We start from the raw sequence: 22,227 nt of genomic DNA, 5'->3' as shown, positions 1-22,227 counted from the left end.
GAAGCGCGCACCGAGCGCGCCGACCAGGAGACATTGATGACGGCATCACAACGCTTCGTCGATGCGCGCGACTTGCTGCTGCGCCACCGCACCGACTACGAACGTGCCTGTAGTGAGTTCGCCTGGCCCGAGCTCGACGCGTTCAACTGGGCGCTCGACTACTTCGACGTCATGGCGCGCGGCAACGACCAGCCCGCACTGTGGATCGTCGACGGGGCGAACGGCGGGCAGCTCAAGCTTTCGTTCGCGCAGATGTCCGAGCGTTCCTCGCGCATCGCCAACTTCCTGCGCAGCGTCGGCGTGTCGCGCGGCGACCGCGTGCTGCTGATGCTGCCCAATCGCGTCGAGCTGTGGGACACGATGCTGGCCGCGATCAAGCTCGGCGCCGTGCTGATGCCGGCCACGACGCAGCTGTCGGCGAACGATGTGCGCGAGCGCGTGCTGACGGCCCAGCCGAAGTTCGTCATCGTCGATGCGGCCGAGTGCGCCAAGTTCGACACGCTCGAGATGCCGCTCCAGAAAATCGCCGTCGGCCTCGAACCGGCCGCCCGCGACGATGCGCTCGCGCACGGCTGGCGCGACTTCGGGCAAGGCTATGCGGCGCCTGCGGACTTCGAACCGCTGGGCCAAACACTCGCGCACGATCCCTTGCTGCTGTATTTCACGTCGGGCACGACCTCGAAGCCGAAGCTCGTCGAGCACACGCACGTGAGCTACCCCGTCGGCAGCCTCTCGACGATGTACTGGGTCGGCCTGCAACCGGGCGACATCCACTGGAACATCAGCTCGCCGGGCTGGGCCAAGCACGCGTGGAGCTGCTTCTTCGCGCCGTGGAACGCGCAAGCCTGCATCTTCGTGCTCAACTACGCGCGCTTCGACGCGCGTCAGACGCTGGATACGCTGGTCCAATACGGCGTGACGACGCTATGCGCGCCGCCCACCGTCTGGCGCATGCTCGTCCAGGAGCCGCTCACCTCGTATGCCGTGAAGCTGCGGGAGATCGTCGGGGCGGGCGAGCCGCTCAATCCCGAGATCATCGAGCGCGTGAAAGCGGCTTGGGGCATTACGATCCGCGATGGCTACGGCCAGACCGAGACCACCTGCGTGATCGGCAATTCGCCGGGGCAGCCCGTCGTCGCCGGCTCGATGGGCCGGCCGATGCCCGGCTACCGCGTCACGCTCGTCGATCCCGACGGGCAGCCGGCCGAGGAAGGCGAGATCGCCCTGCCGCTCGATCCGGCGAGCCCTCGTCCGCTCGGCCTCATGACCGGCTACGCCAACAACGCCGACGCCACCGCGCAGGTGATGCGCGAGCGCCGCTATCACACCTCCGACATCGCGCTGCGCCGCGCCGACGGCTACTACGTCTACGTGGGCCGCGCCGACGACGTGTTCAAGTCTTCCGACTACCGCTTGAGCCCGTTCGAACTCGAAAGCGTGCTGATCGAACACGAAGCGATCGCCGAGGCGGCCGTCGTGCCCAGCCCCGATCCGCTTCGCCTGGCGGTGCCCAAGGCGTACGTGATGTTGCGCCACGGCTATACGTTCGGCCCCGAGCTCGCCGAAAGCGTGTTCCGCTTCTCGCGCGAGCGTCTTTCGCCGTACAAGCGCATTCGCCGACTCGAACTGTGCGACTTGCCCAAGACGATCTCGGGCAAGATTCGCCGCGTCGAGCTGCGCCGGCGCGAACTCGAGCGCGGCGACGCCAGCGAGCGCCTGCCCGGCGAGTTCTGGGAAGAAGATTTTCCCGCCCTTCGCTGAATACCGTTCCGTTCCCTTCCCTACGCATCCTTCAAGACACACCCCAGGAGACCTTGATGAGCGCATCTTCCTCTTCAGCCGCCGGCGTTCCGACCGTCAAGCTGCTGATCAACGGCGAATTCGTCGAATCCGCTACGCACGAATGGCGCGACATCGTCAATCCGGCGACGCAGGAAGTGCTGGCGCGCGTGCCGTTCTCCACGCCTGACGAAGTCAACGCAGCCGTGCGCGCCGCGCAGGACGCGTTCGCGCAATGGAAGTCGACGCCGATCGGCACGCGTGCGCGCATCATGTTGAAGTACCAGGCGCTGATTCGCGAGCACATGCCGAACATCGCGAAGATCCTGACGGCCGAGCAAGGCAAGACGCTGCCCGACGCCGAGGGCGACATCTTCCGCGGCCTCGAAGTGGTCGAGCATGCGGCCTCGATCGGCACACTGCAGCTTGGCGAATTCGCCGAGAACGTCGCGGGTGGCGTCGATACCTACACGCTGCGCCAGCCGATCGGCGTGTGCGCCGGCATCACGCCGTTCAACTTCCCCGCGATGATCCCGCTGTGGATGTTCCCGATGGCGCTCGTGTGCGGCAACACGTTCGTGCTGAAGCCCTCCGAGCAAGACCCGTTGTCGACGATGGCGCTCGTCCAGCTCGCGCTCGAAGCAGGCGTGCCGCGCGGTGTGCTCAACGTCGTACACGGCGGCAAGGACGTCGTCGATGCGCTGTGCACGCACGAGCTGATCAAAGCCGTGTCGTTCGTCGGCTCGACGGCCGTCGGCACGCACGTGTACAAGCTCGCAAGCGAGCACGGCAAGCGTGTGCAGTCGATGATGGGGGCCAAGAACCACGCGGTCGTGTTGCCCGATGCGAACCGCGAGCAGACGCTCAATGCGCTCGTCGGCGCCGGCTTCGGCGCGGCCGGCCAGCGCTGCATGGCGACCTCGGTCGTCGTGCTCGTCGGCAAATCGGCTGAGTGGCTGCCCGAACTCGTCGAGCGCGCCAAGCTGCTGAAGGTCAACGCCGGCACCGAGCCGAAGACGGACGTCGGCCCGGTCGTCTCGAAGGCTGCCAAGGAGCGCATCCTGTCGCTGATCGCCAAGGGCGTCGAAGAAGGCGCCAAGCTCGAGCTCGACGGGCGCGGTGTCCAGGTGCCCGGCTACGAGCAAGGCAACTTCATCGGCCCGACGATCTTCTCGGGTGTCACGACCGACATGACGGTCTATGGCACCGAGATCTTTGGGCCGGTGCTCGTCGTGGTCAACGTCGCCACGCTCGACGACGCGATCGCGCTCGTCAACCGCAATCCGTTCGGCAACGGCGTGGGCTTGTTCACGCAAAGCGGCGCACAAGCGCGCAAATTCCAGAGCGAGATCGACGTCGGCCAGGTCGGCATCAACATTCCGATCCCGGTACCCGTGCCGTTCTTCAGCTTCACGGGCTCGCGCGGCTCGAAGCTCGGCGATCTGGGCCCGTACGGCAAGCAGGTCGTGCAGTTCTATACGCAGACCAAGACGGTCACGGCGCGCTGGTTCGACGATGACGCGGCGAGCCACGGTGTGAACACCACGATCAGCCTGCGCTGACCGCCCCCCAGCCACGGAGATATTGCCTATGAAGATCGGATTCATCGGACTCGGCAACATGGGCGCGCCGATGGCGCGCAACCTGCTCAAGCATGGCCACACCGTGCAGGTGTTCGACCTCAATGAGGTCGCCGTCCGCGCACTCGTCGACGCGGGCGCCAGCGCATGCGCATCGCCGAAGCTGGCGGCCACCGACGTCGAGCTCGTCGTCACGATGCTGCCTGCCAGCGCGCACGTGCGCACCGTGCTGACCGACGAGAACGGCGTGTTGGCGGGCATCGCGCCGGGCGTGACGATCGTCGATTCGAGCACGATCGACCCGGCCAGCGCGCAGGCCTTCGCCAAGCTCGCGCAGGCGCACGGCAACCCGTTCGTCGACGCACCCGTCTCGGGCGGCACCGGTGGCGCCGCGGCCGGCACGCTGACGTTCATGGTGGGCGCGAGCGAGGCCGTCTACGCGCAGGTCAAGCCCGTGCTCGAAGCGATGGGCAAGAACATCGTCCATTGCGGCGAGACAGGCATGGGCCAGGTCGCCAAGATCTGCAACAACCTGCTGCTGGGCATCACGATGGCCGGCGTGGCCGAAGCGATGTCGCTCGGCACGGCACTCGGCATCGACTCGAAAGTGCTCGCCGGTATCATCAACACGTCGACTGGGCGCTGCTGGAGTTCGGACACCTACAATCCGTACCCCGGCATCGTCGAGACGGCGCCGTCCGCGCGGGGCTACACCGGTGGCTTCGGCACCGACCTGATGCTGAAGGATCTGGGCCTGGCCGCCGATGCGGCACGCAGCGCGAAGCAGCCGATCTTCCTCGGCGCACTCGCCCAGCAGCTGTATCAGGCCATGAGCAGCAGCGGCCGTGGCGGTCTCGATTTTTCGGCCATCATCAAGCTTTACGAACGGGGCGAGCACGCGTCGTAACCCGCTTGCCGAACAGGCCCGGCGCGCGTGCGCCGGCGCCTCCTTTGAACCGCGCGCCTCAGCGTTATGCCGAGGCGCATTCGTTTTATCTGGAACTGTTGGAGCCTTCTCATGAATGCACGTGTAGACACCCCACCGCCGACGCGCGAGGCCGGATCCGGCGCCATCGAGGTCAAGGAGGGGCGCGTGCTGTTTCACGTCGTCAACGGCGTGGCGATCCTTACGCTCGATCGACCGCACGCCCTGAATGCGCTGTCGCACAGCATGGTGCTCGAGCTCGCCAAACACGTCGAGCGCTGCCGTGACGACACCTCGATCGTCGCGCTCGTGCTGCGCGGCGCCGGCGAAAAGGGCTTTTGCGCAGGCGGCGACGTCCGTGCGCTGTATCACGCGGCGCAAGCCGGCAACGTCACGGGCGCAGGAGGCTGGCAGCAGTTCTTCATCGACGAATATCGCCTCGATTTTGCGCTGCATGCTTTCCCCAAGCCGATCGTCGCGCTCGCCGACGGCATCGCCATGGGCGGCGGCATGGGCCTCGCCCAGGCGGCCTCGCTGCGCGTGGCCACCGAGCGCAGCAAGATCGCGATGCCCGAGACGCGCATCGGTTTCGTACCCGACGTCGGCGCCACGCGCTTCTTGAGCATGATGCCGGTGGAGCTGTCGATGTACGTGGGGCTGACGGGCGCCATGCTGAGCGGCCCCGACGCCGTGCTCTGCGGACTGGCCGACGTCTGTGTGCCCAGCGAGTGGCTGCGTACGTTCGAGGAGCGGCTGACGCGCTTGCCGGCCGGCGAAGTGCAGGCCCGGCTCGCCGAGGTGTTCGTGCCGCCCGCCAATCTCATGCCGCACCCCACGCTCGAAGCGTTCCTGCCGGCCATCGACAAGCATTTCGATGCGCGGTTGAGCGTCGACGAAATGGCGGCCTCGCTGGGGGCGGCCTTGATCTCGAACCCGTCGCGCGAATTGCGCGCATGGCTGCAGGCGACGCTCGACGCGCTGCACGGCTACTCGCCGACCATGCTGCACGTGACGCGCGAAGCGCTGCTGCGTGGACGCACCCTGACGCTGGCTGAAGCGTTCCGGATGGAGCTCGGCATTGCCACGCGAGCGATCGACGAAGGCGATTTCCGCGAAGGCGTGCGCGCCCACCTCGTCGACAAGGACCGCACGCCGCGCTGGCAGCCGTCCGCCCTTGCCGACGTGCGGCCCGAACGCGTGCGCCACTTCCTGAGCTCGCCGTGGGGCAAGGAGCCCAATCCGCTGGCCGATCTGGGCGAGCTGCCGGCCAAGCGCTCGTCGAAACTACCCTCTTGACGACGTTCGCCTGAGCGCTGAGCCGCGCGGCGGGCTGATCGTCCGCTGCGACGGCACGGCAGCACCTCGCATCGCCGTCACAGCGATGCGACGAGCCCCATCGCGATCGCCTTGACGACGGCTTGCACCTTGTTCGTCGCGTTCAGCTTCGCCAAGACATTGTTGACGTGAAAGTTGACCGTGCGCTCGGAGATGTTGAGGATCTGGCCGATTTCGCAGGCCGTTTTGCCTTCGCCAGTCCAGCACAGCACCTCGCACTCGCGCGGCGTGAGCTCGACGCTTGCCTCAGGCGCCAGCTTCGGCACGAGAAACTCGCTCATCAGCGCATGCGACACATGGGCAAGCCAGCTCGTCTGCAAAGTCAGCGTGTCGAGCTCAGCCTTCGTGAGGGCATCGGCATGGCGTGCGAGCGTCAGCAGACCGAACACGCCGTGCGCGGCCCAGCTCGAATGCGCCACGCCGAAGCGCAGGCCGAAGTCGCTCGCCTCTTTCCACAGCCCCGGCAATTCGGTCGGCGTCTCGGGCCACACGATGAGGCCGGCGCTGTTCAGGCCCTGCCGCACTGCAGGATCGATATCGATGAAATGGCTTTCCTGGTAGCGCTTCATCCATCCCGTGGGGGAGTTATCGAAGATCGCCACGACCGGATGCGATATCGGCAGCGGCACACGAATGCCATAGCAGCAGTACTCGAAACCGAGCTGCTTGGCGAGGCCGGCGATTTTGTCGAACAGCTGGCGCTCATCGGTAGCGGCGCACAGCTCGAGATAACTCTCCTGCCAGCGCAACGACTCCATGTGTTCCCCGCGAGAGTCCATAGATCCAGACGGACAAGGCTGTCATAGTTAGCAGGTCCCACGGCGGCGGCGGACTGCTACAGTCCGACCATCGGACATCCATTCCCCGATGGAGCCCAGGACCGTCTCAGCGCCGTTCCGTCCCCGTCGGACGGGCACGGCATTCGTCTGGTGATTGGTCGACAGTGTTCATTTGTAGGCAAATTAGCGCCCGGTTTCAATGTCAATATTTCGCGGGTCAGATGCAGCGTGAGGGTGTGCCGATCCCCTCGTGCGGAACGCGTTCGCCCGCTCCCCCTGTAAAAGTTGACAGTTCACCGTCCTCCGGGCGCGCGCTGTAATGCGCTTATCAAAAGAAGCATATTGCGAGGGACTTATGCGCTCAGCGCGCACGAGTGCGCGACATCACGGGGCGGCAGGCGGCACCAGGCTCACGGACCATACGGCATCGAGCGGATCGGCAGCCGCAAGCGACGTTGCTCGGGCGCTTGATGCGCTGGCCACCGTCTGGCACGTCGACCTGCCGGTGCGCGCAGGCTTGACGGCCGCGCGACTGCTGGCACCAGCGCAGCACGACGCGCAGCAGCCGTTCGCGGTTTGGCTCGACCAGGTGTGCTCGCCGCAGACGCTCGCCATGCTGACGATGATCGCGCGCGACAACATCCGTGCGCAGTTTGCTGCGATGCGCGAGCGCGGCCGGATGCGTGTCGACTTGATCCAGGAAATCGTAACGCCGCTTTGGCCCGACACGCTGGCGTCGTGGGCCGGTCTGCCCGATCAGCAGCGTCGCCGTTTGCGCCATCTGGCTCGCATGCTCGATCTCCTGTCGGACCCTGCCCGGCTGTCTTCGCGGCGGCTCGTCGCGCTCATCGAATCGCTCGACGAACTGCGTCGCCTGTTTCGCGCCGCCTATCGGGCCCCACGCCACCTGCATGGCAAGCCCAATCCGAACTTGTTCTCCGCACTCGAACTTGCCTGGACACCGGCCATCGGCACGATCGAAGACGAAGCAGCGTTCGCCGCCACGCAGCTCCTGTTCACCGGGAGCGAAGCCGCGTGGCGGAGAACCGGCCCATTCATCGCCAAGCTGCTCGCGAAACCCGATGCGATGACACAGCTGAGTACGAGGCGTGATGACGGGAGGCTTGCCGCCGATCGGTGGGAGCGTGCCCAGCCTGCGCGGCGTACCGGGCACCGGCAGCCGGCACACGCGAAAGGCTCGGCATGGGCGCCGCTGGCGAGCGCATTGGCGCATACACAGACGCGCGCGGTGCTCGATGTCCTCGGCGACCCGCAAAGCCCAGTCGAACGTGGCGATGGCGCGCATTGGCGAGTGTGCAGCGATGGCACGCGGCGGCTCGAGCACTTGAGCGTCGTGCTGACGACATCGTCGGCACCGCGCGCCACGAAAACCGAATTCAAATAGAAGGCGTCGTCGAACGCCGTTACGAAGGAGAGTCACTGTGCACCACGCCCACGCCATCCACGCGGACGAATCGGGAGCCGGCTTCATGCCGTACACCCACTTGGCGCTCGAATACCCGGCAGCGGCGCAACGCATGTCGCTCGTGCGCATCGACCGTCGCGGGCTGACCGTGCGCGTGAGCGACGACGCGGGCCTGCCTCCACTCGGCTTGCCGAGACAAGCGCGTCTCTTGAGCATCGACGATGTGCTGTGCGAGCTACGCATGGTCGCTCGCGTGATCGCGCGCCCGCAGCAGGGCGCGCTGCAGGTGACGATGCAGCCGTCGCGCGCCGACGATCACGCGTCGCTATGGCTCGCGCTACGCGCGCATCAAATGCGTGGCGGCACGCTGTTCGAAGGCGCGGGGCTCGCCTTGCTTTCGACGATTGACCGCGCGCTTGCGGCCGAGGCTGAGCGGTTCGATGCAGGCGCCCACTGCGACGTGGCCTTCACATTGCCTGGCCTCGCCGATGCCCGTTTCTTCGCCGTATGGCTCGAATACCACTTCGCGGAGATCGTGGCGCGCGCCCACACAGCCTCGTCGCCAGCCGAGTTGTGCGAGATGCGCTTGCGGTCGATCGACTCGAACGTTCTCGAGGTGCGCTTCAGCTACGCATGGGCCAACTGTTCGGCTCCAGCCTGCTCGGAAGAGATCAGCGCATGGATCGCCGCGGAAGCTGACCGGCTATTCGGGCTCATGGTCGAACCTTCGTTACCGTATAAGGCACAGCCGGCGGCGCTTACTCGTCTTCCTCGAAATAATGTGTTCACCCACTCCGACGACGCGCCAGTATGAACCCTAGGCTTCGCGGCTATTCCCGGGGGCGCCGTCTAGTATTGTAGTTACCCGGCTGGACAAGTCTTTCGCCGATCCTCCTCGCCGGCCAGTCGCAGCACCGGTCGGTGCCGATGTAGATACCGCAGTTGGAGGTTCGCCATGTCCTCGAATCGATGCTTGAAACTGCTGCCGGTCTTGGGAATTCTCGCGGTCCTCGCCGCTTGCGTACAAACCGAAAGGCCCGCGGCACAAACGGGACAGACGGGACAGACGATGGTTGCTAAACCTGCTGGCTCTTGTCAGGGTGACGACGGCCCGATCGCCGATGGCACCATCGTAGCCAAGTGCGCCCTGCCGGGTCAGGGCATTGTCGACTGTCCGCAGTACCTCTGCCGGAAATGCAATGGCGGTAACTGGACCGGCGAATATGCCTGCCGGTTGCAATAACGATGCAGCCGGTCTGACGGATACCGCAGCTTAGCTTAATCGGCTCGGATGGGAGGTCTTCTACTTCGGCGTTTCCGGCGTTTCGTCTCTTAAGGCAGGCGCGTTCAAACTCTATCGACAAGGGAGGGAAGACATGTACCCGTGGATATGGTTTTGGGCTCCCAATATCTATCTTCCGTGGAGCGGTAGCGTTACGCAGACGATTGAACCAGACTTGTTCGACTCTATTGGTCCGCAGGCAGGTAACGCAACGATCGAGCGGAAAGCATGCGAGGTTGCCTCGTACGGGCGTCAACTTGGGCTGATCATCGAGGTACTGCTAGACACCGCCAGGAATCAAGAAACGATGTCGGCGGAGGCGAGAAAGGCAATGGAACGCCTCGAAGTCATACAGGCGGAGATTGAGCAACTCAAAGTGGAGGAGCTGCCTCGGTTGTCATGGGGATAGAGGCAGGGCTTTTGCAGCAGGAAACGGAAAATCGGAGGGAGTTTTCAGCGCAGTGTCGAGCGTGGCTGCGGTTCGGCATTCGGCTTGCAACGGCCATAAAAAAGCCAGCCTGAATGAAGGCTGGCAGATCTCGGTTGCCCGATTTCTTCGATATCACTCCGGCAGGAACGCCGGATTCAGAATCTGCTCGATGGACCACGGACAGCTCTCAGGGAACCCTTCAAGACCCGTTTCGTTGGCTGCGCTCAGTACCGCTTTGCTCCACACCAGATCGAGCCATGCCGCATCGTTGAACTTACCTCGAAGGCTCGGAGCTTCGTTCAGCACGTAGGCCACGTCCTTGCGCTGAACCGCAATCGTGCGGGTCCAACTCTTACCTTGCAAGGCAGGCTGATACTGCCATTTGAGCAGGTGGGCCAGCAGCACGGTCATACGGCTCGCCAATTCGCGTTGTTCGCTCTTACCCACGTCCTCGATTTCCTCCGCGATGTGTTCCACGTCGATGGCCGATAACTTACCCGCGCGCAACAACGCAACCTGTTCGTTGGCCCATGCCACCACGTCCTGTTCGTAGCGCGTTCCCATTCCCTGGCCCTCCAAGCTCAGTCATGCCCGCTATTTTAACCGTAAGGGTCCGACGAAGGCCCTCGCTAGGTGATCTATCGGATCGCGAGGCCGGCATCAACGGCGCTACGTTCCACGGCAGCAACTCATCGATACGGTTGCTCGGATGATCGGCGATCTGCTCGACCGATTACGACCCACACCAGTCTGTCAAAGGAACGATCGAAGAAGAAGCAATCGAAGCACGGGGCCGAAGCCAGATATCGCGCGTAAAGCGCTCACTCGTCTTTCTGAATGTGCGTGGCGAGGTGATCGATCAGCAATCGCACGGCCGGCAGCAGGCCTCTGCGTGAGGGAAAGACGGCATGAACCAGTCCACCCTTGGGCGTCCAGCCTGGCACCACATCAACCAGATTGCCTTTTTCGAGCTCGTTTTCGACGACCATGTACGGCATCTGCACGACGCCCACGCCTTTCAGGGCAGCCTGCCGAAGCGCGGTCATATCGTCGGTGATATAGCGCGGCGCGTGAGGCACGCGCGCCTCGGCTCCGTCAGGGCCTACCAAAGCCCAGGCGTGATCGCGCTGCGGTCCCCAATCGAGGCTGGGCATGCCGGCGAGATCCGCCGGATGCACAATCCTGGTGTGCTGTTTCAGGATCGCCGGTGCGGCAACGAGGCGCTGCGGACTTCCGGAGAGCACACGCATGACGAGCCCGCTGTCTTCGAGCGGGGGGAAACGCACGCGCAGCGCAAGATCGAACCCTTCGCCGAGGACATCGACCCGGCGATTGGTTGCGTCGAGAAGGATCCGCACCTTCGGGTATTGCACCATGAAGTCAGCCACGAGACCTCCGATGCGGTATTCGAGCAGCGTCGTAGGGCAACTCATGCGCACGACGCCTTGAGGCTCGGAGAGCCTACGCTCCATCACCTCGCGGGCGGCATCGGCCTCCACGAGCACCGCGACACAGCGCTCGTAGAACTCTCGTCCCGTCTCCGTCATCGAGAAATGCCGCGTGGACCGGTTGAGCAGGCGAACGCCATATCTCGCTTCGAGTTCGGCGATGCGCCGGCTCAGCTTGGACTTGGGCATGTTGAGCGCCCGCCCGGCCTGCGTGAAGCCGCGGTTGTCGACCACTTTCACGAAATAGTAGATGTCGTTCAGGTCGTCCATTACTGTTCCTTCGACAGAACAATCAGGACATCTTAAGGCAGCATCGCCAGCGATCGTCGTTGTTCCTCCCATAGAACACAGTCGGCATTTTTCGGGACTGGAAGCCGGTTCGTCGCATGCATAGGATTGACGTTGCACGCAGATCCGATGCATCACGCATTGATCCTCGGGATCCCTCTTTCACTTCCTGCACCGTTTCTGGAGGCAACCATGGCAAGCGAAACCATTCGCGACCCCGCGAACGATCACCTCCTCACCCCGCAGAATGCGGCATTCATCGTTATCGATTACCAGCCGGTCCAGGTGAATTCCATCGCGTCGATGGATCGACAGCTGCTGGTCAACAACATTGTGGGAGCCGCCAAGGCCGCAGTCGCCTATAAGCTGCCGATCGTCCATTCGACGGTCAACGTGAAGACTGGTCTGAACAAGCCGCCCATCCCGCAACTGCGCGCCGCGCTTGGCGACTATCCGACCTACGATCGCACGAGCATCAACTCGTGGGAAGACGTCGAGTTCCGCAAGGCCGTCGAAGCAACCGGTCGCAAGAAGCTGATCATGACTGCGCTCTGGACGGAAGCCTGCTTGACGTTCCCGGCGCTCGATGCGTTGAAGGCCGGCTACGAGGTCTATGTCGTCGTCGATGCGGTCGGCGGCACGTCCGTCGCAGCGCACGAAGCCGCGTTGCGCCGGATCGAACAGGCAGGCGGCAAGATGATCAGTGTCGCCCAACTGTTCTGCGAGCTGCAACGCGACTGGGCACGCAGCGAAACCGTCCCAGCATTCATTAACCTGTTCATTGAAACCGGCGGCACGGCCGGCATCCAGTTCTCGTACGACAAGAACTGACGTGTCACGCGCGCGGCGGGTTGCGGTACCCGTCCGCGCGCATGCGCGATGTACGACGAAGGTCGAGCAATCGTCGACGACGAGGTCAGTTCGTCACGCATCAACACGACCGGCAACTGGACCAAGCCCGCCCCCGCCCGTTGAGATCCTGCATTGAACGTCGCCCATTGTTTCATCAATGAGACACAGAGGACCGCTCCCACCGTCTACCGCCGTCATCATCGCGCGACTACCCTGTAGCCATACAACCACGGCCGCTGGCCGTTCAACAGGAACATACGACGATGAAAAAGATTCTCGGCGCATACAGCAACCCTGACGCGCATTGGGTCGGTGACGGTTTTCCCGTGCGCACGTTATTCTCGCATCACACCATGGGCGGCCATCTGAGCCCGTTCCTGATGCTCGACTACGCTGGACCGAAAAGCTTTGCGCCGACAGGCCGCCGACTGGGCGTTGGGCAGCATCCGCATCGTGGTTTCGAAACCGTGACCATCGTGTACGAGGGCGAACTGGAGCACCTCGACTCAACGGGTGGTGGTGGCCAGATCGGCCCCGGCGACGTGCAGTGGATGACGGCGGGCGCTGGCATTCTGCATGAGGAGTTCCACTCGCGCGCGTTTGCGAAAACAGGCGGGACGCTCGAGATGGTCCAGCTCTGGGTGAATCTTCCTGCGCAGCACAAGATGACGGCCCCCGGCTATCAGAGCATCGTGGCCAGCCAGATTCCGTCGGTCGACTTGCCGGCAGGCGCAGGACACGTGCGGGTGATCGCAGGCAGCTTCGCAGGCAAGGCGGGGCCAGCGCACACCTTCACGCCGATAGACGTCTGGGATGTGCGGCTCAACGCAGGACGCGGCGCAAGGTTGACGCTGCAGGCGGCCCGGACGCTCGCGCTCGTTGTGCTGCACGGTCAGGTTCGCGTCAACGGCGAGGAGCGAGTCATCAGTGATGCGCAACTGGTTCTGCTTGCGCAAGAGGGCACCGACGTTCAGCTTGACGCCATCAGCGATGCGATCGTCCTGGTGTTGAGTGGCGAGCCCATCGACGAACCCGTTGCGGCGTATGGCCCGTTTGTCATGAACACGTCCGAAGAAATTCGCGAGGCGGTAGAGGATTTCAACAGTGGGCGTTTTGGACAGATGGCAGCGACGGACCAGCGCGCTATGGCGCAGTAAGCGTCGTCAAAGCATCAGAAGTGCTCCCATTCCCGACGCCGAACGGCGCGTGAAGAAATTGGGCGGGCAGCGCAGTGTCGCACGTGAGCCTTCCTGTTTTGAAAAACACGCTTTTGCACGCGCCGAAACGTCAATTGTACTGATATCGCCCAGTTGGCCCCGCCAGATCGGCATTGACGGCCTTTTCGTACCTCGCGACAGGACATTCGAAAGACCGTTTATGGCTGGACACCACCCAATGCCGAACCGGCGAGCTGAGCCGTCATCCATTCGCTAATTGCACGCAATGCTCACAGTTGTCCTGCCCTGCCGTTAAGCTGCTGCGAGGGCAGATTGACAACTCCTCAAGGTCTATCGTCTCAACTATGCGACCGGGATGTGCGAGCTAAACACGGTAGCCGATTCAAGCTCGAGTTTCGTGGGGGCTTCGAATTCTGCTTCCCTAAAATCAAACATGGCAGGCGTAACCTCGAACGAAAACGTTTCGCCCTTTTCGGCGTTCCTCGTCATCACGCGACCGCGACGTATGTCATGCGGTGCGGTGACATAGTGAAGGCTGCTCGGAATACCAGCGTCTCTGGCTTGTTCGGCAAACGCCGACCGACTTCTCGCCTTCATGAAACCGAGATCCAGAATGACACTTCCGCCGTTTCTTGCGATCTGCTCAGCGGTGTGCCAGATTTGACGCTCGCAGCGCTGTACTCGCTCAACGATCCAGCTCAAATTAATCGGATCGGGAAGGTCCGGGCCGTACAACTGGGCCATCCATTCGTCGATCGAGAAACGCGTGCCACCGATTTCTGTCGCGAGTGCGCGCGCGTAAGAAGACTTGCCGGCTCCTTGCGGACCAAAAACTATGTGTATCGCTGCCGTCAACTTGACTTTCTCCATGTTGTTCGCCGATATAGCGTACAGGATCTTACGCCCCGAGTTACGGCACTAGGGGCATCTTATTGTCGATTTTTTCAATTTGGATGAATCGGTCGAATTTCACTTGTCCGCTAATTTCCGCCTTCCGGAATCGACCGTAACCGACCCGTTGCTGACTTTGCGGTCCCTCGACCGAACGTCGGCTCACCGCTCACCGTCGGACATCCAATTCGTACCTTGCCCTGTAATAGAATGCGACTCCTGACGTCGTACCGTGTCTCGCCCTACTCCATGTCTGATACGCCTACACTGCCCGAGTTGACTACAGCGCTAAGCGAACGCGGAATCGACCTTTCCCGAGCTAATGTTCGAATTGGTAGCTATGGCGACTCAGAACATTCCTCTGCCATGCTCATTTCGTTGATAAAGGCCAAGGTAAAGCGCGCCACGTGCAGCCTACTGTGGTCGTGGGAATTTGACGGCGAACGCCTACCGCAGGAAGGGGACATCGAAATCGTTCTGGACTTTTGCAATCGCCCCGTTCTCCTGCTACAGACAACGAAAGTAGAAATGGTCCCTTTCGCAAAAGTCTCTAGCGAGTTCGCAGCGGCCGAAGGAGAAGGTGACCTCTCGATCGAATACTGGCGCGCGGAGCACTGGAAGTTCTTTGGCAGGGAGTGTCAGCGCATAGGACGACAGCCCGTGGCCTCAATGGTGCTCGTTTGCGAGACGTTCGATCTGATGGCCGATTTGGATTAGCCACTCGAACGACCTTGACTTGGGCGGACAGCCTTCGACTGCTACCAGTCTACAAGCAGACGTTCCTTGAGGGACTTCCAGGATGCCTTGGTCCGGCGCATCGTGAGTGCCTTAGGCAGTGTCGTCAAGGCCAATTAACGCGATCCACCGATGAACCAGCCGGGCATATTGCCGTGTCGACAAGTGCGGCGAGTCGTGAATTCTGCTCGGGAACAGAAAGTCGGATGGCAAACCATGCTAATAGCATAAATCAAGAGGCGTTGAAATTTACCAGAAGCTTCCTAGTCAGTCATCAACCTGCGGGCCAATAGCGCGCTGCGCTATAGTTCGTGCTTTCCCCCTGTCCCAAAGCAATGCAGACCTTTTCAGCCGCGATCTTTGACATGGACGGCTTGCTGATCGATTCAGAACGCACAATCATGAATGCGTGGCTTACTGTCGGACGCGACCTTGGGGTTGACATCCTGCCTGCTGAATATTTGCGCATCGTTGGAAAGGCCGCACAGGAGTGTCATGCAATTCTGACGGACTTGCTCGGCGGAGAAGCCATCTTTCGAGAAGCACTGACGCGTGTACGACAAGATTTGGCGGCTCCAAGCGAACGCCCTTTGTTCCCCCTGAAATCGGGAGTGAGATCTCTTCTGAGCATGCTGACGCGCGCGGGAATCCCATGTGCTGTGGCTTCGTCATCAGCAAAGCACGAAATACAATCGCGCCTTGCACAGGTTGGCGTGCTGCATTTCTTCAACGCGATAGCGGGCGGTGACGAAGTCCCACGCGGCAAACCGGACCCAGCAGTTTACGATCTTGCTGCCAAACGCCTGAACAAATCTCCGGCCGAATGTCTTGCATTCGAGGACAGCGAGAACGGCGTACGAGCCGCAAATGCAGCTGGCATTGCAGTCGTAACGGTGCCGGACCTCAAAGCACCGACTGACGAAGTTGTTGAGCGTAGCTTCACGGTTCTCAGAAAGCTCGACGAAGCCATTGGGCAAGCTACCGACTGGTTCGGAATTCACGTGCTGTCGACTAGTTAGTAGCCGATCATCTGCGTCGCAGGTGCTTGGTTTTCGCGAACCGGTTTCCTAAGATGTTTTGGACAACAGCCCAAACGGCAACGAGACCAATCATTCCGGGGGAACACCATGTCCACATTCAAGATTCTGTCGCTTGACGGCGGGGGCACGTGGGCGCTGATCCAAGTGCGGGCGCTGCAAAAGATATACGGCGATGACGCGACGGGCCATGAAGTCTTGAGTCACTTCAATCTGGTCTCCGCCAATTCGGGCGGCTCACTGGTGCTCGGCGGATTGATCGAAAACTTGCCGCTAAGCGAAATCGGGGCGCTGTTTAGCGATGCAAACCAGCGCAGCAAAATCTTCGTGCCGCTCGGAATCATCCACCTGATTGACAAGGTGCTCGAGGCGACACTGCACCTCGGGCCAAAATATTCGACCTCCCGCAAGCTGCTCGGTATCCAGGCAGCGTTGCCGAAATACGGCGCCACCCCGCTCAACGAACTACCCGCCTCGCTAGCAAATGGGAGAGCGAGGCCCAGAATCCTGATCCCCACCTTCGATTACGACCTGCGCCGCGAGACGTTCTTTCGCTCCGATACGAATAGCCTCGCCAACGGCATGATCGACAAAACGGCCCCGACGGTCGCCGAAGCGATTCACGCGTCGACGAACGCGCCGATCAATTACTTCGATCAGCCGGCGCAGTTCCCGTCGAGCCCTACCGTGTTTGGGAGTCACCGTTACTGGGATGGCGCGGTAGCCGGCTACAACAATCCCGTGCTTGCGGCGGTGACGGAAACGCTCGCAAACCAGTCGAGGTACGACGTCGATCCGTCGCAACTACGTGTGCTGAGCATCGGGACCGGCAATACAAGTTTGCCGTTGGTCGAGCGGGGCTCGCCCGTCCCTTCGGCGACGGAACTGGTGGTTCACCCGCAGACACCCTGGCTCGCCGCCGACATCGCGGAAATGGCTACCAGCATCATGTCGGACCCGCCTGACGCGGCGACCTACATCGCGCACGTGATGCTCGGCGGCGCGGTCAGCTGCGACCCGCAGCAATGCAAATCCGGGCTCGTGGTGCGGATGAACCCGCTGATCCGTCCCATCTGCAAAGACAACGCATGGGTGTTGCCGAGCGGACTGTCGGATACGGATTTCGCGCGCCTCGTCAAACTCGATATGGATGCGACTAACCCTGAAGACGTTAAGCTCATCGACCACTTTTGCGCGCAGTGGATCCAAGACGCCGTACCGAATCAAGCGGTCCGCGCGAACGAGCGCTTCGAAACGCTGATTGGACAAGATCTGTTCAGCAGCGCACTCAAGGCATGGCGGGACTTCGGTGCGTAGGCCGATCGAGTTCATCCCAGCGGGCACTCGACCAAAATCTTCGCAAGCTGACATTTGCGATCGGCAATTGCACGCGATAAGAAACTACACGATCTGCTGTTGCGTCGCGCAATGTATCGTGCCGCCCCCGTTGGCAATCCCGTCAGTCGTGATTTGAATCAGATAGCGGTCTGGGTAGAGCGTTTGCAGGATCTGAAAGGCCAGTAGATCGGTCGTGCTATCGCCGAACTGCGCCATGACGATGCACCGGTTGGCCTCGTAATACCCGAGGTACCCGGCCGCAAAAGTGTTTTCAAAGTCGTTCCGGTAGGTCACGACCGCGTTGTTGATCCCCGTGGAGCGCGCATTGACGGTCGCTTTGACTTTGCCGAGATCCGGCGTCGGGAGAAGCACGACGTTGATCTGGTTCGGTGTTTGCAGCGCGGCGGCCAGATTGCCGATCGCGATCTGGTTGATGGTGATCGGCCCCAACGTCATCGTGGCCGCTGTGGCGGTGGCCGGCAGCGGTTGCCAGACTTTCACGGTTGGGTTGGCTACGCCGAAATAGCCGACGTTCTCGTCCGACGACGTGATCGGCGAACTCCCACCGGGCAGGGCCGCCAGCAAAGCGGCCAGGTTGAGTCCGTCTGTCGAGGTCGGTTGCGAATCGGCGGCGTTCAACGTGCCGCCGTCCCAGGTCGTGACGATCGTCGTGGTCGTGGAGCTGCCCTCCATGCTCGGAAAGCGCATGTAGAAATCGACATGCCCGTCCGTGATTTCGGCCGCCTTGATACCGGGAATCCAGTAGATCTTCTTGATTCCCAGCACTCGGTCCAGCTCGCGCGCCACGTCGTCTGTCGTCTTCCCGGGATTGCGGTTGGCGTTGATAACCGCGCTTTGCGCCATGACTGCCAGACCCTTGCCGTTGAACTCGACGCCGCCTCCTTCCATGGTCAGCCAGGTCGAGACTGGCCCTGCCCCTGTGAGCAAATTCACGGCGCCAGCGATGTTCATGTCCCCGTCGATCGGCTGGAACGTCACGCCACCGAGTCCCGTGGACGCGTTGTAGGGTCCCATCTTGACGGTGTCGTAACGATAGCCTGCGGCCAGCCCCGTGACGGAGCGCAGCCCGTTGGCATTGTTGGAAGAAGGCCCCAATCCGTCGTTGTTGCGGCCGAAGCCTTGCCCCCAGCCATTGAAGTTGAAGTTCACGCCGTACACGCTGCCATCCGATCCCTTGGCAAAGATCGGGGCGGTGTCGCGGGTCCACAAATCGTTGATCGGCAGCCGAGGAAAACTGACGCCTGCGGCGTTGACCGGGGGTAGCGGTTCGCCAGCATGGGGTCCCACGGATGGCAGCCCGACGAGGATGCGGCCGAGTGGCAGACCGTTCGCGTCCACCTCGTACGGCGGGACGATGGTCTTCGATGTCACCGCAGTCGGCACGGATTGATAGGTATTCTTGTTGCCGGTCGCGTTCGCCATCTTCGTCAGAAATGCGTTCGCGTCGGCCAGATCCTGATCGCCGAGATTCAGGTTCGTTGCTCTCGAGGTGTCCACGAGCATCGCCACGGATTCAAACCGCGACAGTTGCGCGGCGACACGAAGCAGGTCTTCACGGGCAATGTTTCTGGAAAGCGGCAGGTCCGTCGAACCGTCGGGCTTGGCGGCCGTCATGCCTGCGTCGTTGCCCCACGCCGACACCGTAGCGCCAAATGCCATCCAGGTCGCCGCGTGCGGTGCCCCCTCGCTCGGAGCAAGGTAGCTGAGCGCGGTAGGCGCTGCGTCGGCCCCGTGGCTGGGCGAGGAACCGCTGCCGCTCGTTCCCGCGCGGCCTGCGGTGGAGGCTGCGCCGGCACTGCCGCCCGAACATCCGAGCAAGGGCAAGGTCAGCAGATAGGTGCCGGCCGAGGTGGAGACTTGGAGGAAGCGCCGTCTTGTGTATGTCACATTCATGCCCTGGTTTCTGTTCTCATCAGGCTCGACTCGCTGAGCCGCCGAAACCCGAGCATGCCAACCCAACCTGATATTTAGCTGATGTCGGAAGACAAGGGCGTCAGCGCCAAGGTGACGCGAGCGCCAGAAGGACGACGGTTTTCCAGGCGGAGTCCCCCGCCATGCAGCAAGGCGATGCCTTGAACGATGGCGAGCCCGAGGCCCGTGCCGGAGCTGTCGTTGGCCTTTTGAAATGGCTCCGTCGCACGATCCAACAAGTCTCGGGAGAAGCCCGGGCCGTCGTCCTCGACAATCACCATCGCATTGCGCACGGTCACCCGCACCGGGTTTCCGGCTTTCTGTTTGGTACGAGAGCTGCCATGGCGCAAGGCATTCTCGAGGAGGTTTCGCACCGCGATTCGAACGAGCCGACTGTCTGCCTCGACCACCGATTCAACAGCCTCCAACGATACCGAACCGTCCTCGGGCAGCATGGCCTCAACGAGAAGGTCGAGACGCAAAGGCTTCATCTCCACCGTTTCGACGGTGGCGTCGAGACGCGCCATCAGCAGAAGCTTATCGACGAGCTCGGCGCTGTGCGCGGCGATCCGCTCCGCCTTCGCCAGACCTTCTTCCGGCGATACATCGCCGAGACGGGCTGATTCGCTCACCGCCATCAGGTTTGCAACCGGCGCGCGCAATTCATGGGCAGCCGCCGCGAGCAGGCGCTCCTGTGTCTGAAACGAGCGCTGGACCGGGCGCAGCAAATACCGCGAGAGCACGTTGCCTCCAGCCAAGCCGAGCACAGCGAGGATCGTCATCGCCAAGGCGAGACCGCGGGCGAAGCGGGTGCGGGACGCATCGCGCACGCTAGGATCGGCGATCACGAAAATCACGGCGACCGGTTTGTCGGCGTTGTCGTAAGTGACCTTCACTCGCAGGGCGTAGCGTCGCCCGCGACTGTCCGTCGCCTCGATGGCCGTGTCCTGCTCGTCCGCCAGCACGCGCGCGGCCAGCTCGGGCAGCGACGCGATGTCGAACACCGGGTGTGCCGGCCGCAACACCACCGGCTTGGAGCGTTGCGGCGCGATGACCCAAATGTCGACGCCGGGCACGAAGACGTCGGGCTCTTTGCGCAACAGCTCGTCATGAAACGCTCCCTTCGGATCGAACCATGTCAAACCGTAGACTGTGGCGGCGAGCAATCGCTGTTTGCTCGCGAACGCCTCATCGGCGAAGCGGGAATGCAGGATAAGCGCCACGGTGCCGATGGTGGCCACCCCCACGAACCATGCTGCGGCCCAGACCAGCGTCAGCTTCCAATGGAGACGGCGAAGCAGGCGATCACGGCCTCGCTGCTGCATCGACGGCCTCGAGCAGATAACCGGCGCCGCGTACCGTGTGCAGCATCGTGGGCTGTCCCAGCTTGCGGCGCAAGGCGCCGATGATGACCTCCTCGGCGTTCGACGTCGGTTCGTCGCCTTCTCCCCAGCACCGAGCGATGATCGTGCGGTGCGAAACGACAGTGCCCCCGCACTCGGCCAACAGCTGCAACACGGCAAACTCCTTGGGCCGCAAGGTCAGGAGAATCCCGGCCCGCCGCACCTCTCGACGCCCCGCGTCGATTTCCAGATCACCTACACGCAGGATGCTCGGCACGGTCGCGGGTCCTCGCCGGCCTATTGCCGCGACGCGAGCCATGAGTTCTTCCATCGCAAAAGGCTTGACGAGGTAATCGTCGGCTCCGGAGGCAAGGCCGTTCACACGGTCAGGGACTTGATCGCATGCCGTGAGGAACAATGTGGGCGTGGCGATGCCGCGCCGGCGCCACTGTTGCAGCATGGGCAGCGCGTCGCCATCTGGCAGCAGGCGATCGAGAATCACGACGTCGTAGCGATAGGAGGCAATGAACGCCTCGGCGCTACCGCAATCGGGCGCTTCGTCGGCCGCGTAGCCGAGCGCGCGCAAGCGCCTCACAATGGAATCGCGAAGCGGAGATTGATCTTCAACGACTAGGACACGCATACAGAAAAATTGGCACAACTCAACAAAAGGGTTGAAGTGTTGCTTGGAACCGGCACGGCGCCTGTGTGTCGGGAAGCTGCTGCCATTGCCCAAGCACACCCGCGGTGCTCTTCCATCGTCGGTCAGCCGTGGGGTCGGACATCGACATTCAACGACTGCAAGTAACCATGCAACGCCTGCAATCCGGGCCGGGACAAAGCCTGCGCGGCATAGCACAGCCCCACTCGCCGCATCAGTGACGGGCCTGTCGTTTCGTGCACCCGTACGCCGGCATCGCCTTGCGCCAGTGAAACCGGCAGCCACGCCCGTCCCAACCCGGCCGCCACCATATGCCGAGCCAGCATCAAAGATCCCGCCCGCGCAGCGCATTCCACGCGGCCGCCATACAAGGGCAACAGACGCTGATGGGAGGGGTGGTCCGGGCAAATCACCCAATCATCCGTTGGCGCGCCGGCAGGCGACACCAGTACAAACGGCTCCTCCCACAGCGGCAGAAACAGTTCGTCCTCGCAACGTGAATCCTCCGCCGCCAGGCGCGCATCGCCCGCACAGCCCTGCACCACGCTCAGCAACAGTAACGGCGAAGCCTGCTGCGCCCATTTCAACAATTGCTCGATGTGCTTCGGCCCCAGGTCGGCCTCGATGCCTAGCGTCAGCAACAGACAGCGTCCGTCCTGCCGAAACAGTCGCTTCAGCGAGTCGGCCTGTTCCACCAGTTGCCGCGCCTGCGGATACAACAAGCGCGCAGCCTCGCTCACCCGTACCCCGCGCGCCTCGCGGTTGAACAGGGCCACACCCATTTCTTCTTCCAGCTGGCGGATGGTAACCGACAGGGTGGGCTGAGCCAGAAACAAGCGTTGTGCCGCCGCCGTGATGCTGCGCTCTTCGAACACGGCAATGAAGGCTTTGAGCTGGCGGATATCCATAGAAAATTTCGATAGATGAAAGAGAAATTTCTCATTTTTCAACGATATATCCAGCCAAATATACTGCACGTCGCCAAAAT

General features: G+C 62.4%; 21 protein-coding genes and 1 pseudogene. 13 read left to right on the top strand and 9 right to left on the bottom strand.

Annotated features, from left to right (window positions below; all coding sequences use genetic code 11):
• Nucleotides 1–36 precede the first annotated feature (36 nt).
• The 4 genes from D7S89_RS24700 (at nt 37) to D7S89_RS24685 (ending at nt 5,580) form a co-directional block, all read left to right on the top strand.
• Complete coding sequence (locus D7S89_RS24700) at nt 37–1,761, top strand: AMP-binding protein (RefSeq protein WP_121281519.1); 1,725 nt, start codon at nt 37–39, stop codon at nt 1,759–1,761.
• Nucleotides 1,762–1,817: 56 nt separating this feature from the next.
• Nucleotides 1,818–3,341 (top strand): CoA-acylating methylmalonate-semialdehyde dehydrogenase, encoded by a 1,524-nt coding sequence (locus tag D7S89_RS24695; RefSeq protein ID WP_121281500.1) that lies wholly within the window; start codon nt 1,818–1,820, stop codon nt 3,339–3,341.
• 28 nt (nt 3,342–3,369) lie between these two features.
• Entirely contained in the window at nt 3,370–4,266 is an 897-nt protein-coding gene (gene mmsB / locus D7S89_RS24690; RefSeq protein ID WP_121281499.1) for a 3-hydroxyisobutyrate dehydrogenase, read from the top strand.
• 111 nt (nt 4,267–4,377) lie between these two features.
• Nucleotides 4,378–5,580, top strand: a complete 1,203-nt coding sequence (locus D7S89_RS24685) for an enoyl-CoA hydratase/isomerase family protein (protein ID WP_121281498.1) — start codon at nt 4,378–4,380, stop codon at nt 5,578–5,580.
• 77 nt (nt 5,581–5,657) lie between these two features.
• On the opposite strand, the gene D7S89_RS24680 is transcribed toward D7S89_RS24685, so the two are convergent.
• Nucleotides 5,658–6,377: an autoinducer binding domain-containing protein gene (locus D7S89_RS24680; RefSeq protein ID WP_121281497.1), complete on the bottom strand. Its 720-nt coding sequence runs from the start codon at nt 6,375–6,377 to the stop codon at nt 5,658–5,660.
• Between the two features lie 376 nt (nt 6,378–6,753).
• On the opposite strand from D7S89_RS24680, the gene D7S89_RS24675 reads away from it, so the two are divergent.
• From D7S89_RS24675 to D7S89_RS24665, 4 genes are all read left to right on the top strand, one after another.
• Nucleotides 6,754–7,803: a hypothetical protein gene (locus tag D7S89_RS24675; RefSeq protein WP_121281496.1), complete on the top strand. Its 1,050-nt coding sequence runs from the start codon at nt 6,754–6,756 to the stop codon at nt 7,801–7,803.
• A 37-nt stretch (nt 7,804–7,840) separates the two neighbouring features.
• A complete protein-coding gene (locus D7S89_RS24670; RefSeq protein ID WP_147426761.1) occupies nt 7,841–8,638 on the top strand; it encodes a hypothetical protein in 798 nt (265 codons plus the stop codon).
• 141 nt (nt 8,639–8,779) lie between these two features.
• Nucleotides 8,780–9,067, top strand: a complete 288-nt coding sequence (locus D7S89_RS27280; protein WP_147426760.1) for a hypothetical protein — start codon at nt 8,780–8,782, stop codon at nt 9,065–9,067.
• Nucleotides 9,068–9,200: 133 nt separating this feature from the next.
• Entirely contained in the window at nt 9,201–9,515 is a 315-nt protein-coding gene (locus D7S89_RS24665; RefSeq protein ID WP_245983249.1) for a hypothetical protein, read from the top strand.
• Between the two features lie 153 nt (nt 9,516–9,668).
• Here the strand turns inward: D7S89_RS24665 and D7S89_RS24660 are convergent, their stop codons facing one another.
• Nucleotides 9,669–10,100 (bottom strand): DUF29 domain-containing protein, encoded by a 432-nt coding sequence (locus D7S89_RS24660; RefSeq protein WP_121281494.1) that lies wholly within the window; start codon nt 10,098–10,100, stop codon nt 9,669–9,671.
• A gap of 257 nt (nt 10,101–10,357) precedes the next feature.
• Nucleotides 10,358–11,254 carry a LysR substrate-binding domain-containing protein gene (locus D7S89_RS24650; RefSeq protein ID WP_121281492.1) on the bottom strand — a complete coding sequence of 299 codons (897 nt, stop codon included), beginning with the start codon at nt 11,252–11,254 and terminating at the stop codon, nt 10,358–10,360.
• Nucleotides 11,255–11,464: 210 nt separating this feature from the next.
• Here D7S89_RS24650 and D7S89_RS24645 point away from each other — a divergent pair, with 210 nt between their 5' ends.
• Entirely contained in the window at nt 11,465–12,103 is a 639-nt protein-coding gene (locus D7S89_RS24645) for a hydrolase (RefSeq protein WP_121281491.1), read from the top strand.
• A 284-nt stretch (nt 12,104–12,387) separates the two neighbouring features.
• Nucleotides 12,388–13,281: a pirin family protein gene (locus tag D7S89_RS24640; RefSeq protein WP_121281490.1), complete on the top strand. Its 894-nt coding sequence runs from the start codon at nt 12,388–12,390 to the stop codon at nt 13,279–13,281.
• A gap of 363 nt (nt 13,282–13,644) precedes the next feature.
• Here the strand turns inward: D7S89_RS24640 and D7S89_RS24635 are convergent, their stop codons facing one another.
• Entirely contained in the window at nt 13,645–14,172 is a 528-nt protein-coding gene (locus D7S89_RS24635) for a P-loop nucleotide/nucleoside kinase family protein (RefSeq protein WP_121281489.1), read from the bottom strand.
• 270 nt (nt 14,173–14,442) lie between these two features.
• On the opposite strand from D7S89_RS24635, the gene D7S89_RS24630 reads away from it, so the two are divergent.
• Nucleotides 14,443–14,910 carry an ASCH domain-containing protein gene (locus D7S89_RS24630; protein ID WP_121281518.1) on the top strand — a complete coding sequence of 156 codons (468 nt, stop codon included), beginning with the start codon at nt 14,443–14,445 and terminating at the stop codon, nt 14,908–14,910.
• 80 nt (nt 14,911–14,990) lie between these two features.
• On the opposite strand, the pseudogene D7S89_RS28050 reads toward D7S89_RS24630, so the two are convergent.
• Nucleotides 14,991–15,135, bottom strand: a pseudogene (locus D7S89_RS28050) (integrase); the annotation flags it as partial.
• Nucleotides 15,136–15,263: 128 nt separating this feature from the next.
• On the opposite strand from D7S89_RS28050, the gene D7S89_RS24620 reads away from it, so the two are divergent.
• Together D7S89_RS24620 and D7S89_RS24615 are read left to right on the top strand one after the other, a co-directional pair.
• Entirely contained in the window at nt 15,264–15,947 is a 684-nt protein-coding gene (locus D7S89_RS24620; protein ID WP_121281488.1) for an HAD family hydrolase, read from the top strand.
• A 108-nt stretch (nt 15,948–16,055) separates the two neighbouring features.
• The gene (locus D7S89_RS24615; protein WP_121281487.1) at nt 16,056–17,282 is read left to right on the top strand and encodes a patatin-like phospholipase family protein; all 1,227 of its coding nucleotides are present in this window, start codon (nt 16,056–16,058) and stop codon (nt 17,280–17,282) included.
• Between the two features lie 84 nt (nt 17,283–17,366).
• On the opposite strand, the gene D7S89_RS24610 is transcribed toward D7S89_RS24615, so the two are convergent.
• The 4 genes from D7S89_RS24610 to D7S89_RS24595 all read right to left on the bottom strand — a co-directional run bounded on the left by D7S89_RS24610 (nt 17,367) and on the right by D7S89_RS24595 (nt 22,189).
• Nucleotides 17,367–18,938 (bottom strand): agmatine deiminase family protein, encoded by a 1,572-nt coding sequence (locus D7S89_RS24610; RefSeq protein ID WP_342766937.1) that lies wholly within the window; start codon nt 18,936–18,938, stop codon nt 17,367–17,369.
• Between the two features lie 353 nt (nt 18,939–19,291).
• Nucleotides 19,292–20,560, bottom strand: a complete 1,269-nt coding sequence (locus D7S89_RS24605) for a sensor histidine kinase (RefSeq protein ID WP_121281485.1) — start codon at nt 20,558–20,560, stop codon at nt 19,292–19,294.
• Nucleotides 20,541–21,221 carry a response regulator gene (locus D7S89_RS24600; RefSeq protein WP_121281484.1) on the bottom strand — a complete coding sequence of 227 codons (681 nt, stop codon included), beginning with the start codon at nt 21,219–21,221 and terminating at the stop codon, nt 20,541–20,543. The genes D7S89_RS24605 and D7S89_RS24600 overlap by 20 nt, the downstream gene beginning before the upstream one ends.
• Before the next feature lie 122 nt (nt 21,222–21,343).
• Complete coding sequence (locus tag D7S89_RS24595) at nt 21,344–22,189, bottom strand: LysR family transcriptional regulator (RefSeq protein ID WP_245983245.1); 846 nt, start codon at nt 22,187–22,189, stop codon at nt 21,344–21,346.
• Nucleotides 22,190–22,227: the final 38 nt, after the last annotated feature.

The organism is Trinickia fusca (genome assembly GCF_003628145.1).
Lineage (GTDB): Bacteria > Pseudomonadota > Gammaproteobacteria > Burkholderiales > Burkholderiaceae > Trinickia > Trinickia fusca.
This window is presented reverse-complemented; position numbering and strand designations above follow the sequence as displayed.

Bases quoted from the DNA above. Each gene is read 5' to 3' on its own strand.
- D7S89_RS24615 (WP_121281487.1), top strand. From the start codon at position 16,056: ATGTCCACATTCAAGATTCTGTCGCTTGACGGCGGGGGCACGTGGGCG.
- D7S89_RS24610 (WP_342766937.1), bottom strand. From the start codon at position 18,938: ATGACGGCCGCCAAGCCCGACGGTTCGACGGACCTGCCGCTTTCCAGA.
- D7S89_RS24630 (WP_121281518.1), top strand. From the start codon at position 14,443: ATGTCTGATACGCCTACACTGCCCGAGTTGACTACAGCGCTAAGCGAA.
- D7S89_RS27280 (WP_147426760.1), top strand. From the start codon at position 8,780: ATGTCCTCGAATCGATGCTTGAAACTGCTGCCGGTCTTGGGAATTCTC.
- D7S89_RS24620 (WP_121281488.1), top strand. From the start codon at position 15,264: ATGCAGACCTTTTCAGCCGCGATCTTTGACATGGACGGCTTGCTGATC.
- D7S89_RS24675 (WP_121281496.1), top strand. From the start codon at position 6,754: ATGCGCTCAGCGCGCACGAGTGCGCGACATCACGGGGCGGCAGGCGGC.
- mmsB (WP_121281499.1), top strand. From the start codon at position 3,370: ATGAAGATCGGATTCATCGGACTCGGCAACATGGGCGCGCCGATGGCG.
- D7S89_RS24605 (WP_121281485.1), bottom strand. From the start codon at position 20,560: ATGCAGCAGCGAGGCCGTGATCGCCTGCTTCGCCGTCTCCATTGGAAG.
- D7S89_RS24635 (WP_121281489.1), bottom strand. From the start codon at position 14,172: ATGGAGAAAGTCAAGTTGACGGCAGCGATACACATAGTTTTTGGTCCG.
- D7S89_RS24600 (WP_121281484.1), bottom strand. From the start codon at position 21,221: ATGCGTGTCCTAGTCGTTGAAGATCAATCTCCGCTTCGCGATTCCATT.
- D7S89_RS24645 (WP_121281491.1), top strand. From the start codon at position 11,465: ATGGCAAGCGAAACCATTCGCGACCCCGCGAACGATCACCTCCTCACC.
- D7S89_RS24650 (WP_121281492.1), bottom strand. From the start codon at position 11,254: ATGGACGACCTGAACGACATCTACTATTTCGTGAAAGTGGTCGACAAC.
- D7S89_RS24700 (WP_121281519.1), top strand. From the start codon at position 37: ATGACGGCATCACAACGCTTCGTCGATGCGCGCGACTTGCTGCTGCGC.
- D7S89_RS24685 (WP_121281498.1), top strand. From the start codon at position 4,378: ATGAATGCACGTGTAGACACCCCACCGCCGACGCGCGAGGCCGGATCC.
- D7S89_RS24680 (WP_121281497.1), bottom strand. From the start codon at position 6,377: ATGGAGTCGTTGCGCTGGCAGGAGAGTTATCTCGAGCTGTGCGCCGCT.
- D7S89_RS24665 (WP_245983249.1), top strand. From the start codon at position 9,201: ATGTACCCGTGGATATGGTTTTGGGCTCCCAATATCTATCTTCCGTGG.
- D7S89_RS24640 (WP_121281490.1), top strand. From the start codon at position 12,388: ATGAAAAAGATTCTCGGCGCATACAGCAACCCTGACGCGCATTGGGTC.
- D7S89_RS24695 (WP_121281500.1), top strand. From the start codon at position 1,818: ATGAGCGCATCTTCCTCTTCAGCCGCCGGCGTTCCGACCGTCAAGCTG.
- D7S89_RS24660 (WP_121281494.1), bottom strand. From the start codon at position 10,100: ATGGGAACGCGCTACGAACAGGACGTGGTGGCATGGGCCAACGAACAG.